A 13611-nucleotide genomic window follows, 5' to 3' on the forward strand; every position below is an offset into this window, starting at 1 on the left:
GCACGGCGCAATGCCGTGTCCCCTCTCCGCCGTGGTCACGCGGTCTCCGTCGTTGTCCGGGGCAGCCGCAGGACGAACGTCGCGCCGCGGTCCGGCTCGCTGCGCACCGCGGCGGAACCGCCGTGCGCCTCGGCGAGCTGCCGCACGATGGCCAGGCCCAGCCCGCTGCCGCCGGTCTGCCGGCTGCGCGACTTCTCCGCCCGCCAGAACCGGTCGAAGACGTACGGCAGATGCTCGGGCGCGATGCCCGGCCCGGTGTCGGCCACCTCGATCAGCACGTCATCGCCGTCGGCGTACGCGCGCAGGCTCACCCGCCCGCCGGCCGGCGTGTAGCGGACCGCGTTGGCGAGCAGGTTGCCGGCGGCCTGCCGCAGCCGTACCGGATCGGCGTCCAGGTACAGGCGGCCGGTCGCCTCGACGGTCAGCACCAGCCCGGCGGCCTCGGCCGCCGCGCGGTGGACGGCCGCGAGCTGCTCGACCAGGTCGGCGGCGTCGACCGGCTCGGGGCGCAGCCGCAGCCTGCCCGCGTCGGCGAGCGCGAGCTGCTGCAGGTCGTCGACGATGTGCTGCAGCAGCGTGGCCTCCTCGACCAGCGAAGCGGTCAGCGCCGGATCCAGCTCGGCCACGCCGTCCTGCGCGGCCTCCAGCCAGCCGCGGATGTTGCTCAGCGGCGTGCGCAGCTCGTGCGACACGTCGTTGACCATCGCCTTGCGCTGCCGCTCCACGCGGTCCAGGTGGTCGGACATCTCGTTGAACGCGGCGCCCAGCTCGCCGACCTCGCCCTTGGCGCGCACCGTGACCCGGGCCGAGCCGTCGCCGGCCCGCATCCGCCGGGCCGCCGCGGTCACCGCCCGCACCGGCCGCACCAGCCGGGTGGCGACGAGCACGCTGATCCCGGCCGCCAGGACGAGGATCACCGCGGTGACCCCCGCGATGCCGTACGGGTCGATGGCCGGCGTCCGGTCCTCCGGCGAGCCGATGTAGAGCAGTGCGGCCGGCGCGACGTACGGCTTCAGCTGGGTGCGGCGCGCGGTGGCCAGGCACTCGGCGGCCGACGCCGGAGCGGCCGGCGTGCCGGTCTCGTCCAGCCACACGTCGACCCAGCTTCCGCGGCACTGCCGGACCAGGACGGCGAGCCGGTCGAGCGCGCGCTTCTCGGTGGCGGTCGGCCCGGGCGCGTCCGGCGAGCACGGCGGCGAGCCGGGCCTGGACGGCGCGGGCAGCGGCGTGCGCTGCCGCGTCACGGTGGGCCGGTCCTGCGGCGCCTCGCCGGGCGCGCCGGTCGGCTTGCCGGGCGTGGTCCTCGGCCGTTGCGGGTCGGCCGACGGAGCGGGCTTCAGCGTCGTCGCGACCGCGACCGGCCGCGTCCCGGAGCCGCCGGCGAGCCGTACCGCTTCGCCACCGGACGTTCGCAATGTGGAAGGGGCATGTCCGGACGGCGCACCGACGGCCGGACGCGTGCGGCCCGTGCCCGGTGCCGGGGTGGCCGGAACGCCCTCGCGGCGGAGGTACGGGCGGCCGCCGGGCCCGACGACCACCGTGGCGCGCTGGCCCTCGCGGCGCAGGCACGCCGCCTGCGCGTCGACCTCCCCGCGCAGCCGGACCCGTTCGGGCTCCGGCAGCCGGAACGGCCCGGCCGTGCGGGCGTCGATCCGGTCGGTGGCCGCGCCGGGCACCAGCGAGACGTCGACGGCGAGCGGGTCGACGACGGCCGAGGCGCGCGCCGGCAGCGGCGGCCGGCCGGCCGCCGAGTCCGCGATCCGGACGCCGCCCTCGGTCGCGAGCGCGACCCGCTGGCCGCTCTGCCGGGCGAGGACGCGCACGGTCTCCCCGACGCCGTCCCAGCGCGGGTGGCCGGCCGCGTAGCCGAGCAGCGCGTCGTTGATGCGGGCGTCGCGGGCGAGCGTGCGGCCCTGCCGCTCCCGGATCTCGCCGGACGTGCCGCGCGCCGCCAGCCACGCGGTCGCCACGATCGAGCACACCGCGATCAGCACCGAGCTGGCGACCAGCCGGACGAGCAGGCTATGGCGCACGGTCAATCTAGGGCGCACGGCCGGGTTAGGGCGCACGGTCGGGCTAGGGCGCACGGTCGCCGACCAGCTTGTACCCGACGCCGTACACCGTGCGCAGCCGGACCGGCCGCCGCGGCTGCGGTTCGATCTTCTTGCGCAGGTTCTTCACGTGCACGTCGACCGTCCGCTCGGTGATGAAGCGGTCGAAACCGTGCAGGTGCTCCAGGAGCTGCGCCCGGGAGAAGACGCGCTCCGGCCGCGCGGCCAGCGCCTCCAGGAGGCGGAACTCCGCGGGCGTGCACCCGACCTCGCGCCCGTCCGCGAGCACGAGGTGCCGCCCGGGGTCCACCGTGATGCCGCCGACCCGGTACACCCGCTCGCCGCTCCCCGGCCCGGCCCGCCGCAGCAGCGTGCGCACCCGGGCCATCAGCTCGCGCGGGCTGTACGGCTTGGTGACGTAGTCGTCGGCGCCGAGGTCGAGGCCGAGCAGCAGGTCGTCCTCGGTCGAGCGGGCGGTCAGCATCAGCACCGGCACGTCGGACTCGGCGCGCAGCCCGCGGCACACCTCGAGGCCGTCCACGACCGGCATCATCACGTCGAGCAGGACGAGGTCGGGGCGGCGGGCGCGGGCCGCGTCGAGGGCGGCCCGCCCGTCGTGGACGACGACCACGGAGTGCCCCTCGCGCCGGAGATAGCGGCGCAGCAGCTCCGCCTGTTTGGCATCGTCCTCCGCGACCAGGACATTCGCGCACATAGGCCCCGAGGGTAGGCGACGCGTCACCCGCGCCACGGGATCACCACATCGGCCTCACAGGTTCTTCACTTTCCTTGGCCAGCATCTCGCGGCATGCGCCACCTCACCATTCACACCGGCGCCCTGCTCGCCGCCGGCCTGATCGCCGGGCCGGCCGGCTGCGGCTCGTCGGGCGACGGCAGATCGGGGGACGGCCCGCCCAAGGCGAGCCGCCCGGCGGCCGCCGCCGCCGAGCCACAGCGGCAGGGCGGTGCGGAGATAGCGACCGTGCTCGGCCGCCGGATCGCCGTGCACAAGCGGAAGGGCGACGGCGCGGTCTGGAAGACGCTGTCCAATCCCAACGAGATGGGCGCCACCCGGGTCTTCCTCGTCGACGCCGAGGACGGCGACTGGCTCAAGGTGCTGCTGCCGATCCGGCCCAACGGCAGTACCGGCTGGGTCAAGGCATCCGACGTCGAGCTGTCGGCGACGACCCGCCGGCTGGAGATCGACCCGAAGGCGTTCAGGTTCACCGTCCTCGACGGCGGCAAGGTGCTGCGCACCGGCAAGGTCGCCACCGGCGAGGGCGGCACCCCCACCCCGGTCGGCCGCTTCTACTTCACCGAGCTGGTCGAACCGCCGGACCCGGGCGGCGGCTACGGCGCGTACGCCTTCGGGCTGAGCGGTTTCTCGCCGACGCTGAAGAGCTTCGCCGGCGGCCCCGGACAGCTCGCCGTCCACGGCACGAACAAGGCGTCGGCGCTGGGCGGCAAGGCCAGCCACGGCTGCGTGCGGGTCAGCAATGACGACATCACCTGGATGGCCAAGAACCTGGCGATCGGCACGCCTGTCGTCGTCAAGGAATGAAACACCAGCGGAAACACCACCGGAAGGAACATCAATGCGCCTGAAGTCCCTCATCGCGGCCGTCGCCCTGGGCGTCGGCCTGGCCGGCACCACCCTGGCCACCGCGGAGGCCGACACCACCGCGCCCCACCCGACCGCCTCACCCGGCCCCATGAAGCCGGGCCGCCCCGGCGACAGGCCGTCCAGGCCCGGCGAGCGGCCGTCGAAGCCCGGCGAGCGGCCGATCGCCATGCCGCCCGGCAAGGCCATCCCCAGGACGCCGAACTACACCGGCTGACCTGGCCCGCAGGCCCGCACATCTCTCACGAAAAGGAGAACGCCCGTGGCCGATGACCGGCGATGGGACCGGCGCTCGCTGTTACGGGGCGCGGCCGTGGTGGCCGGTGCCGCCGCGACCGCACCGCTGCTAGGCAAGGCGGCTACGGCGCACGCCGACGGCGGTGACGCGGACGCGTTGTTCAAGGCCGGGAAGTTCGAGCAGGCCGGCCGAGCATACGAGGAGGTCCTGAAAAAGGACCCCACGAACCTGCACGCGGCGCGCCAGCGCGGCTATGTCGGGCTACTGGCCAACAAGTTCCCCGACGCGGAGAAGTACCTCACGATGGCCCTCAAAATGGCGCCCGACGACAAGGAGACCAACGCGCTGCTGGGCGACTGCTACATCCGGCAGGACAAGTTCTCCCTCTCCGTTCCTCGCTGGCGTGCGGCCGGCGAGGAAGGCTACGCCAAATGGTTCGCGGCGATCCGCGGCGAGGCGTACCAGATCCACGGCGACACCGGCCAGGTGGAATGGCAGCAGACGGACCCGGAGCCACTGGTGGAGGTCTCGCTCAACGGCGGACCGTCCAAGAGCTTCACGTTCTACACCGGCGCCCCGAATCTCAGCGTGACCGCGTCGGTCGCCAAGGAAGCCGGACTCACCCCCGTGTACAAGGAGGAAAGCGAGTTCGAAGGTCTTCCCATCTGGGTGTACTACGGGATTCTGGACTCGTTCAAGCTGGGCGGCCTCGAACTGCGCAACGTCCCCGTGGGCTGGTCCTCGACCAAATCGGGCGAGGACGTCAGCACGGACAACGACGGCCTGATCGGCACGTGGGTCTTCTACCACTTGCTGACCACCTTCGACTACGCCGGACGGTCGCTGATCCTGCGCCGTCCGACCCCGCAGGCGGCCGCGAGGCTACGCGCCGACGCCGCCAGGGCGGGCGCCAGGCCCCTGCCACTGTGGCTGTCCCGTGACCACGATCTCAGCAGCATCGGCAGCATCGCCGGCTCCTCCGGATCCGGCCCACGGGTGATGGGCGTGAACTTCGGCGGGATCGGCGAACTGGTCGCGGGCATGCCCGGAGAGGTGGCCGAGCGGCTGGGCGTCCGCACCGACCACGACCGCCCGATCGGGACCTTCGGCCACAGCCACGCGACCACCACCTATCCCTGCTACCCCAAGGAGATCCGCCTGGGCGACGCCGTCGCCAACGACCTCTACTGCGAAACGGACCCGAACATGCCGATCAACGTGCCCTGGCCCTACGGCCCGGGATACGACGCCACCGGCTGGTTGGCCCACTGCTTCTGGAAGCCCTACAACATCACCCTCGACTTCACCCACATGAACCTCTACATCGCACGCGGCAAGGCCACCTGACCACCGCCGAAGCCCCGGCGTCTCGCGGCCGCCCCCTTCCGCACGGGGGCGGCCGCGAGGCTTCCAGAGGACGCCGCCCTCCGGGCCCTGAAGTAGGGTCGTAGAAGCCGGGGAACGGCGGCATCCAGCCCTGAGGCTGACCCGCCCCACCGGCTACACCCCCGAGAGGGGACGTTTTGCCGATCATGAATGAACCCCAGCGTTCCGCCGCCGTCGCGGCCGGGAACGACCCGAAGACCGGTCTGAGCCTCGGCGTCCTGGCGCGTACGGCCAAGGAGAACGAGCACCGGCAGCCGATCCATCCGCTGCACCTCCGCCGGATCGACCCCGGCCTGCGGTCGCGCATCTACCTCGAACGCGGCTACGGCGAGCCCTTCGGCATCTCGGACGAGGAGCTCGCCCCCCAGGTCGCCGGGCTGCTCCCCCGCGACCGGCTCATCGCCCGCTGCGACGTCGTCCTGCTGCTCAAGCCGCTGGCCCACGACCTCAAGGAACTGCGCCCCGGCCAGGTCCTGTGGGGCTGGCCGCACTGCGTCCAGGACCGGGAGCTCACCCAGGCCGCCATCGACGGGCGGCTCACCCTGATCGCGTTCGAGGCGATGAACCACTGGACGGCCGACGGCGGGTTCAACCTCCACGTGTTCCACAAGAACAACGAGCTCGCCGGCTACTGCTCGGTCCTGCACGCCCTCGCCCTCACCGGCTCCACCGGCGCCTACGGACGGCGGCGCCACGCCGCCGTCATCAGCTTCGGGGCGACCGCCCGGGGCGCGGTCACGGCCCTCAACGCGCACGGCGTCCACGACGTCCACGTCCTGACCCACCGGGGCGTCAGCGCGGTCGGCTCGCCCATCCACTCGGCGCAGATCGTCCACTTCGATCGTGATCCCGAGACCCCCGCCCGCACCCGCGCCCTCACCGACGACGGCCCGATCGCGACGGCCGCCTTCCTCGCCCGGCACGACATCGTCGTCAACTGCGTCCTCCAGGACACCGGCGCCCCGCTGATGTTCGCCACCAACGACGACCTGCCGGTCTTCTCCCCGGGCACCCTCATCGTCGACGTCTCCTGCGACGCGGGAATGGGCTTCGAGTGGGCGCGGCCGACGACCTTCACCGATCCGATGTTCACGGTCGGGCACAACGTCCACCACTACGGCGTCGACCACAGCCCCTCCTACCTGTGGGACTCCGCGACCTGGGAGATCAGCCAGGCCCTGATCCCGCACCTGGCGACGGTCCTCGACGGGCCCGCCGCCTGGGACGCCGACAAGACCATCCGGCAGGCCGTCGAGATCCGCGACGGCGTCGTCCAGAACCCCGCCATCCTGTCGTTCCAGCACCGCGCCCCCGGCTACCCGCACACGGCGGACGAGCCGGTCTGAAGCCTCGTGCCGCACCGGGCCCGCTCCGCACCGGGCCCGCTCCGCCTCAGGTGGCGGGCTGGATGTTCTGGTTGATGTGGAAGATGTTGTCCGGGTCGTAGCGGTTCTTGATGCGGGCGAGCCGGGCGTAGTTGCCGCGGTAGGCGGCCTGGACCCGGTCCTGGCCCTCGCTCATCAGGAAGTTGACGTAGGCGCCGCCGGCCGAGGTGGGGTGCAGCTCCTGCCAGTAGTCCCGTGCCCATTGCGAGATGAGGTCGGCGTTGGCCGGGTCCGGGTCGACGCCAACGATGACGCCGGCCCAGCCGCCGTCGCGGTAGGCGAAGGCGGTGGCGTCGGCGGGGACGCGGGCGGCGGCGCCGTCGATGGGGTAGAGGTGCATGGTGGAGTGGCCGGTCGGCAGCCGCTCGCCGTACTTGCGGTGGACGTCGATCGCGGTGTCGGAGATCTCGTCGAAGAAGTCCGCGCGCCAGTACCACTGCAGGCCGGCCGGGTACAGGCCGTCGAACGCGCTCTGCAGGGCGGTGAAGGGCATCTCCTGCACGCCCACCAGCAGCGGCGAGCCGAAGGTCCTGACCGGTTCGAGCACCTTGTCGGCCCGGTCGTGCGGCCCGGTGTAGCACCAGACGATCGCGCAGGACTTGCGGCCCCAGAGCTCCTCCGGGAACGGCGGGGCCGGCGGCACGGTGATCAGCCCGAGCCAGCCGCTCAGCTCCTCCGGCAGCGAGGGCAGCAGCTCCCGGTACCAGCGCATGACGTCGGCGGTGTCGGCGAAGTCGTACAGCACCGGGCCGCCGACGATGACGCCCTCCTCGCCGATGTCGTGGCAGCGGAACGTGAACGAGGTGACGACGCCGAAGTTCCCGCCGCCGCCGCGCAGCGCCCAGAACAGGTCGCCGTGGGACGTCTCGCTCGCCGTCACGAACGTGCCGTCGGCGAGGACGACGTCGGCGGAGACCAGGTTGTCGACGGTGAGGCCGAACCGGCGCGACAGGTAGCCGATGCCGCCGCCGAGCGTCAGCCCGCCGACGCCGGTGGAGGCGAGGAAGCCCGACGGGGTGGCCATGCCGAATCCGACGGTCGCGTGGTCGACGTCCCCCCAGGTGCATCCGGCGTCGGCGCGGACGGTGCGGGCCGCGGGGTCGACGGTGGTGCTGCGCAGCGCCGAGAGGTCGATGACCAGCGCGCCGTCCGCCACGGCGAGGCCGCCGGCGTTGTGCCCGCCGCCCCGGACGGCGAGGTCGACGCCGTGCGCGCGGCCGAACCGCACGCAGGCGATCACGTCGACGGCGTCCCGGCAGCGCGCGATGGCGGCCGGGCGCTTGTCGATCATGGCGTTGTAGACGGCGCGCGCCCCGTCGTACGCGGCGTCCCCGGGCCTGATCAGGTCACCGCGCAGGGCCCCGGCCAGTTCGTCGTAGCGGGCCGCGGCGGTCGTCTCTGTTGCCGTGCTCATGGCGCTCCCCCTTGGACGCGTTGCTCGATGTGAACGACGTTAGGAAGCGGGGCGTTCGCGGAGCGTTCGCCCGGCGCGGCCGTCTCAGCCGATGGGGCGAACGCCCGGCTCGGGACGCCGGATCCGCAGGTCGCGCTCGCAACGCCGGAGCAGCGCGGCGCTGCCCTGGCCGGATGCCATCCGTGCGGCGGAACGCAGCCGCGAGACGGCCCTGTCGCCGTCGTCGTAGGCGGCGCGCATCCGCATCAGCTCGGGCAGCCACCAGAGCTCGTCATGGGCCTGCCCGTCCGCGAGCGCGGCGTCGAGGGTCGCGCACGCCGCGTCCGGACGGCCGTCGCGCGCCAGCAGGTCGGCCAGCAGCGACAGCCAGTAGGGCATCCGGGCGAACGAGCCCTGGGACCTGAGGTTCCCGATGCCCTGCCGCGCGAGGCCCACGCCCGCCTCGCCGCCCCGGTGCCACCCGTCCAGGATCAGGCCCCACTCCCGGTAGTAGGCGAAGTCGTAGCGGTCGCACAGTTCCCGCAGCTCGGCGACGGTGTCCCCCAGTTCGGGCAGGTCGCCGCGCAACTGGCGGGTGATGCCGCCGTAGGCCAGCGCCACCGCCAGGCTGTAGGGGTGCCCGATCACCCGGGCGTGCTCGATCGCGTCGGTGCAGCCGGCCAGCGCGTCGCCGTCGTGGCCGAGGAGCCAGTGGGCGTGCGCCGCCCAGGCCGTCCCGTGGACGTCGGGGCGGGTACCGACGCTCAGCAGGAAGGCGCCGCGCGTCAGCGTGACGGCGAGCCGCAGGTGGCGCAGGGCCTCGGCGGGCATGCCGAGGCTCACCGCCGTCCCGCCGGCGGCGAGGTGGGCCGGACCGCTCGGCTCGGAGTCGGCGCCGGCGATGTTCAGCGCCCGGACGGCGATCCGGTACCCGTCGGCCGTGCGGCCCTGGACGAACCGGGACGTCCAGAGCGCGACCAGGACGGCCGGGACCGCGTCGTCGCGGCCGAGGGATTCGGCCAGGTCGACGGAGCGTTCGAGGGTCTCCTGGAGGTCCGGGGAGGCGTAGCCGTACCTGGCGTTGAGCGGTGCCGCCATGGCCTGGAGGACCTCGAACTCCTTGGTGTCCCTGTCGCGGCCCTCGGGCAGGGCGCGCACGATCGACAGCGCCTTCCGGTGCAGCCGGATCGCCTCGGTGTGGGCGAACAGCCCGGCGGCGACCTCCGCCGCCCGCCGGTAGTAGGCCAGGGCGCGGTCGGGGCGCCCGCCGCGCGCGTACTGCTCGGCGAGCTGCGCCGAGACCGCGTCGGTGTCATCGGTGTGCAGCAGTTCCAGCCCCTGCGCGACCCGGCGGTGCAGCAGCCACCGCCTCGGCGGGCTGACGCCCGCGTACGCCGCGTCGCGCAGCAGGTCGTGGGCGAAGTCGTAGCCGCCCCGGAACTCCCGCATGATGCGCTGGCGCCACAGCTCGTCGACCGCCCCGACCACGGCGCCGGCGTCCAGGTCGCTCGCTTCGGTGAGCAGGTCCAGCGTGAAGTCGGTCCCCACGGCCGCCGCGAGGCCGGCGACCTCCCGGGCCGGCGCGGACGCCCGTTCCAGGCGGTTGCGCAGCACCGACGTGAGGTCGCCGATGGACAGCGGGACGCCGTCCGGACCGGCGCCGCCGCGCAGGGTCTCCACGACGTAGAGCGGAAACCCGCCCGTCGTCGCGTGCAGCAGGTCCGCGTCGGCCGCGGGGAGGCGCCGCCCGCTGATCGCCTCGGCGAGGGCGGCGGTGCCGGCGGCCTCCAGCGGGTCGAGGGAGAACTCGGCGAGCAGCCCGGCGGTCCGCATCCGGACCGCCCAGTCCGCGAGCTCCGGGGAGTCCCCGGGCCCCTCGTCGCGCAGCGTCCCGGCCACCATGACCGGAGCGTCGCGGGCCAGCCCCAGATAGAACGTCAGGAACGCCAGCGTTTCCTGGTCGCACCACTGCATGTTGTCCAGGACCAGCAGCATGGGCCGGCCGACGGCGATCAGCGCCCGCGCCAGGCCCTCGAAGAAGCGGGGCCGCTGCCAGGCGTCCGCCATGGCCCGCGACCCGGCGCCGCGCGGCCCGTGGCCCGCCACCGGCACCAGCCGGTCGACCTCGGCGCGCCACGCCTCGTCGAGCGTCGCGGCGGCCGCCTGGGCGGCCGGGTCCCGCAGCCAGTCCGCCACCGGGGCCAGCGCCAGCCGTCCCGAGGACCCGAAGCACTGGCTGCCCGCCACGACGGCGCCCTGCCGCCGGGCGAGCTCGGCGAAATCGGTCACCAGGCGGGTCTTCCCCACGCCGGCGGCACCCCGCACGAGCGTGAAGCCGGGACGGCCCGCCGCGGCGGCCCGCCACAGACCGTCCAGCAGGCCGAGCTCCCGCGACCGGCCGACGAGCTGGGGCACCGCGCCGCCGGACCGTCCGGCGGCCGGCCCCACCACCGCCGCTTCCTCGCCCGCGCCCGCCATCAGCCGCTGGAACGCCCGCCGTGTCGCCGGATCCGGGACGACACCGAGTTCGCGTTCCAGGACGGAGGCGCAATGGTGGTAGGTGCTGATCGCGCCGGCCCGGTCACCCGAGTCGGCCTGCAACCGGATCAGGACCCGGTAGCCGACCTCCTCCAGCGGCTGCAACCGGATCCGGCGGCGGGCGGCGTCCACGGCCCCGGTCAGGTCCCCCGTTCCGGTCCTCGTCGTGGCGACCAGATCGCACATGTCCACGCACCGGCGTTCGAGCTCCGACCGGACGTCCAGCACCCAGTCGTCGTACACCCCGGGCAGGAGATCCCCCTTGTACTGGGCGATCGCGCCGGTGGCGAACTCGACGGCCGCCTTGCCGTCCCCTGCGGCCAGCGCCGCGAGGGCGTCCTCGCACCGGACGGCGAAGACGCGCATGTCGACGCGGCACGTCCCGGTGTCGCGCCAGCACAGATCCCTGGAGGTGATCACCAGGGACGGCTCCGGGCCGAGCACCCTGCGCAGGTGGTGCAGTTCGCGGCGCAGGTTGGTCAGCGCCTGCCCGGCCGGCGAGTCCGGCCAGAAGACCCCCGCGATGCGCTGCCGGGTCTGCGGCGAACCCGCATGGGCGGCCAGGTACGCGACGAGACCGACCGTGCGCGGTGAACGCGACCGCACCCCGGTCCTGTCGCCGATGACCTGGTCCCCGAGCAGGGACGCGTAGAGCATGTCGACCCGGCCTCCCGACATCCCAGGCTAGCTCCGCCGCGCCGCCCGCCCCTGGCCACCGTCGGCCGCGCGCGATCCGCCGCCGAGGGCGGTCGCCGATCCGGGCGGCGGCTGGGATGCTGGAGGCCGGGCCGACCGACGTGCCGCAGGGGCGGGACGGCCGGCCCGGGGGCAGCCGCGCCGCGCGCAAGGGAGATCGCCGATGAGCCATCCGCGGATCGACTTCGACCCCTTCGGCGAGCCCCGGCCGGCCGGCGCCACCCACGCGATGCTGGACGAACTCCGCGAGCGGTGCCCGGCCTTCCACAGCCCGGCCGGGCGCGGCTTCTGGGTGCTGACCCGGCACGCCGACATCCTCGCCGCCTACCAGGACACCGCGTCCCACTCCAGCCGGGCCATCGCCGTCAGCGACCCGGAACCGTCCTACCAGTGGATCCCGGTCATGCTGGATCCGCCCGCGCACACCACGTGGCGGCGCCTGCTGCGCCCGCTGTTCACCCCGGCGCGCGCGACCGCGATGCAGGACGCCGTCCGGCGGCGATGCGGCGAGCTGATCGACGCCCTGGCCGCCCGGGGGTCGTGCGACTTCGTCACGGACTTCGCCCGCCGCTACCCCACCGCCGTCTTCCTGGAGTTCATGGGGCTGCCGGTCGGCAGGCTGGAGGAGTTCCTGGAGTGGGAGTACGCGATCCTGCACGCGCGGTCGGCGGGGGCCGGACGCGCCGAGGCCATGGGCAAGGTGGCGGCCCTGTTCCAGGAACTCATCGCCGAGCGGCGCCGGGACCCGCGCGACGACGTCGTCAGCGCGGCCATCGCCTTCGAGCCGGACGGCAGGCCCGTCACCGACGACGAGCTGCTGCAGCTGTGCACCCTGCTGTTCCTGGCCGGGCTGGACACCGTCGCCGCGCAGCTGTCGTACTCGTTCTGGCATCTGGCGCGCCATGACGCCGACCGGGCCCGGATCACGGCGGAGCCCGGCATCCTCCCCGACGCCGTCGAGGAGCTGCTGCGCGCCTACTCCCTGGTGCTGCCCGCCCGCAAGCTCACCGCGGACGCCACGGCCCACGGCTGCCCCATGAACGAAGACGACATGGTCATGCTGCCCCTCGCGATGGCCAACCGGGATCCCCGCGTGTTCGCCGACCCGGAGACCGTCGACTTCGACCGGACGCCCAACCGGCACATCGCCTTCGGCGCCGGCCCGCACCGCTGCCTCGGCTCCCACCTGGCCCGCCTGGAACTGCGCATCGCCCTGGAGGAGTGGCACCGCCGCATCCCGCACTACCGCATTCCCGACGGCGCCCGTCCGACCGAACATGCCAGCCTCGTCCTCGGCTTGGACACCCTCCCCCTCACCTGGCGACCTGTACGCGCGGCGCCCCCGACGCACTGAACCGAGATCGGAGCGAATGATGAAGGCAGCCCTTTTCCAGCGGTTCGGGGGTCCGGAGGTTCTCGAGATCGCGGATCTTCCCGATCCGCATCCGGGTCCCGGGCAGGTGCGGATCGCGGTGCGCGCGGCCGGCGTCAACCCGAGCGACTGGAACAAGCGGCAGGGCCTGATGGACGAGGGGCTCCCGCAGACCATGGGCTACGAGGCGGCGGGCGTCGTCGACGAACTCGGTGAGGGCGTCGCGGACGTGGCGGTCGGGGATCGCGTGTTCGGCTTCTCCACCGAGGGGGCGGCGCAGGCCGAGCTGGCGGTGCTGTCGCATTACGCGCCGATCCCGCCGTCGCTCGACTTCACCGGCGCCGCCGCGCTGCCCGCCGCCGTCGAGACGGCCACGCGCGCACTCGACCAGCTCGGCGTGGAGGGCGGCGGCACGCTGCTCGTCAACGGCGCGTCCGGCAGCGTCGGCAGCGCAGCGGTCCAGCTCGCGGTGGTGCGCGGCGCGCGCGTGATCGGCACCGCCAGTCCGGCGAACCACGAGTACCTGCGCTCGCTGGGGGCCGAGCCCGTCGCCTACGGCGAGGGCCTGGTCGAGCGGGTCCGCGCGCTCGCGCCCGACGGCGTCGACCTGGCGCTCGACGTCGCCGGGAGCGGCGTCCTGCCCGAGCTCATCGGGCTCGCGGGCGGCGCCGAGCACGTCGTCACGGTCGCCGACTTCGCCGGCGCGCGGGAGCACGGGGTGAGGTTCAGCCGCGGCGACACCGGCCGCGCGCTCCACGCGCTCGCCGGGATCGGCGGCCTGATCGAGGCCGGGCGCTTCTCGCTCCCGGTCGCGCGGACCTTCCCGCTCGCCGACGTCGCGGCGGCGCACCGCGCCGGCGAGAGCGGTCGCGCGCGCGGGAAGCTCGTGCTGGTGGTCGGCTCTCCCGTGGGCGCCTCCGGCTGATGCACG

Annotated in this window: 10 protein-coding genes; 6 read left to right on the forward strand and 4 right to left on the reverse strand. The window is 74.0% G+C overall.

Annotated elements, in window-relative coordinates; genetic code table 11:
• Positions 1-35: 35 nt before the first annotated feature.
• Positions 36-2033, reverse strand: a complete 1998-nt coding sequence (locus tag ACA514_RS41965) for an ATP-binding protein (RefSeq protein WP_375047043.1) — start codon at positions 2031-2033, stop codon at positions 36-38.
• Between the two features lie 43 nt (positions 2034-2076).
• On the reverse strand, positions 2077-2766 hold the full coding sequence (locus tag ACA514_RS41970; RefSeq protein WP_375047044.1) for a response regulator transcription factor: 690 nt from the start codon (positions 2764-2766) through the stop codon (positions 2077-2079).
• 93 nt (positions 2767-2859) lie between these two features.
• On the opposite strand from ACA514_RS41970, the gene ACA514_RS41975 reads away from it, so the two are divergent.
• The 4 genes from ACA514_RS41975 (at position 2860) to ACA514_RS41990 (ending at position 6642) form a co-directional block, all read left to right on the forward strand.
• On the forward strand, positions 2860-3612 hold the full coding sequence (locus tag ACA514_RS41975) for a L,D-transpeptidase (protein ID WP_375047045.1): 753 nt from the start codon (positions 2860-2862) through the stop codon (positions 3610-3612).
• 34 nt (positions 3613-3646) lie between these two features.
• Entirely contained in the window at positions 3647-3889 is a 243-nt protein-coding gene (locus tag ACA514_RS41980) for a hypothetical protein (RefSeq protein WP_375047046.1), read from the forward strand.
• Between the two features lie 45 nt (positions 3890-3934).
• Positions 3935-5257, forward strand: a complete 1323-nt coding sequence (locus tag ACA514_RS41985; RefSeq protein ID WP_375047047.1) for a tetratricopeptide repeat protein — start codon at positions 3935-3937, stop codon at positions 5255-5257.
• A gap of 185 nt (positions 5258-5442) precedes the next feature.
• Positions 5443-6642, forward strand: coding sequence for a N(5)-(carboxyethyl)ornithine synthase (locus tag ACA514_RS41990; protein WP_375047048.1), 1200 nt, complete (start codon positions 5443-5445; stop codon positions 6640-6642).
• Between the two features lie 46 nt (positions 6643-6688).
• On the opposite strand, the gene ACA514_RS41995 is transcribed toward ACA514_RS41990, so the two are convergent.
• Together ACA514_RS41995 and ACA514_RS42000 are read right to left on the reverse strand one after the other, a co-directional pair.
• A complete protein-coding gene (locus ACA514_RS41995) occupies positions 6689-8095 on the reverse strand; it encodes an FAD-binding oxidoreductase (RefSeq protein ID WP_375047049.1) in 1407 nt (468 codons plus the stop codon).
• A gap of 84 nt (positions 8096-8179) precedes the next feature.
• On the reverse strand, positions 8180-11269 hold the full coding sequence (locus tag ACA514_RS42000) for an AAA family ATPase (protein ID WP_375047050.1): 3090 nt from the start codon (positions 11267-11269) through the stop codon (positions 8180-8182).
• Positions 11270-11471: 202 nt separating this feature from the next.
• On the opposite strand from ACA514_RS42000, the gene ACA514_RS42005 reads away from it, so the two are divergent.
• Both ACA514_RS42005 and ACA514_RS42010 read left to right on the forward strand, forming a co-directional pair.
• The gene (locus ACA514_RS42005) at positions 11472-12662 is read left to right on the forward strand and encodes a cytochrome P450 (RefSeq protein WP_375047051.1); all 1191 of its coding nucleotides are present in this window, start codon (positions 11472-11474) and stop codon (positions 12660-12662) included.
• A 19-nt stretch (positions 12663-12681) separates the two neighbouring features.
• Entirely contained in the window at positions 12682-13605 is a 924-nt protein-coding gene (locus ACA514_RS42010; RefSeq protein ID WP_375047052.1) for an NADP-dependent oxidoreductase, read from the forward strand.
• Positions 13606-13611: the final 6 nt, after the last annotated feature.

The organism is Actinomadura sp. NTSP31 (assembly GCF_041951385.1).
In the GTDB taxonomy this organism is placed as follows: domain Bacteria; phylum Actinomycetota; class Actinomycetes; order Streptosporangiales; family Streptosporangiaceae; genus Spirillospora; species Spirillospora napierensis.

Excerpts from the sequence above, each read along its gene's own strand:
- ACA514_RS41970 (WP_375047044.1), bottom strand. The coding sequence starts at position 2,766 with ATGTGCGCGAATGTCCTGGTCGCGGAGGACGATGCCAAACAGGCGGAG.
- ACA514_RS41975 (WP_375047045.1), top strand. The coding sequence starts at position 2,860 with ATGCGCCACCTCACCATTCACACCGGCGCCCTGCTCGCCGCCGGCCTG.
- ACA514_RS41980 (WP_375047046.1), top strand. The coding sequence starts at position 3,647 with ATGCGCCTGAAGTCCCTCATCGCGGCCGTCGCCCTGGGCGTCGGCCTG.
- ACA514_RS41990 (WP_375047048.1), top strand. The coding sequence starts at position 5,443 with ATGAATGAACCCCAGCGTTCCGCCGCCGTCGCGGCCGGGAACGACCCG.
- ACA514_RS41995 (WP_375047049.1), bottom strand. The coding sequence starts at position 8,095 with ATGAGCACGGCAACAGAGACGACCGCCGCGGCCCGCTACGACGAACTG.
- ACA514_RS42000 (WP_375047050.1), bottom strand. The coding sequence starts at position 11,269 with ATGCTCTACGCGTCCCTGCTCGGGGACCAGGTCATCGGCGACAGGACC.
- ACA514_RS42005 (WP_375047051.1), top strand. The coding sequence starts at position 11,472 with ATGAGCCATCCGCGGATCGACTTCGACCCCTTCGGCGAGCCCCGGCCG.
- ACA514_RS42010 (WP_375047052.1), top strand. The coding sequence starts at position 12,682 with ATGAAGGCAGCCCTTTTCCAGCGGTTCGGGGGTCCGGAGGTTCTCGAG.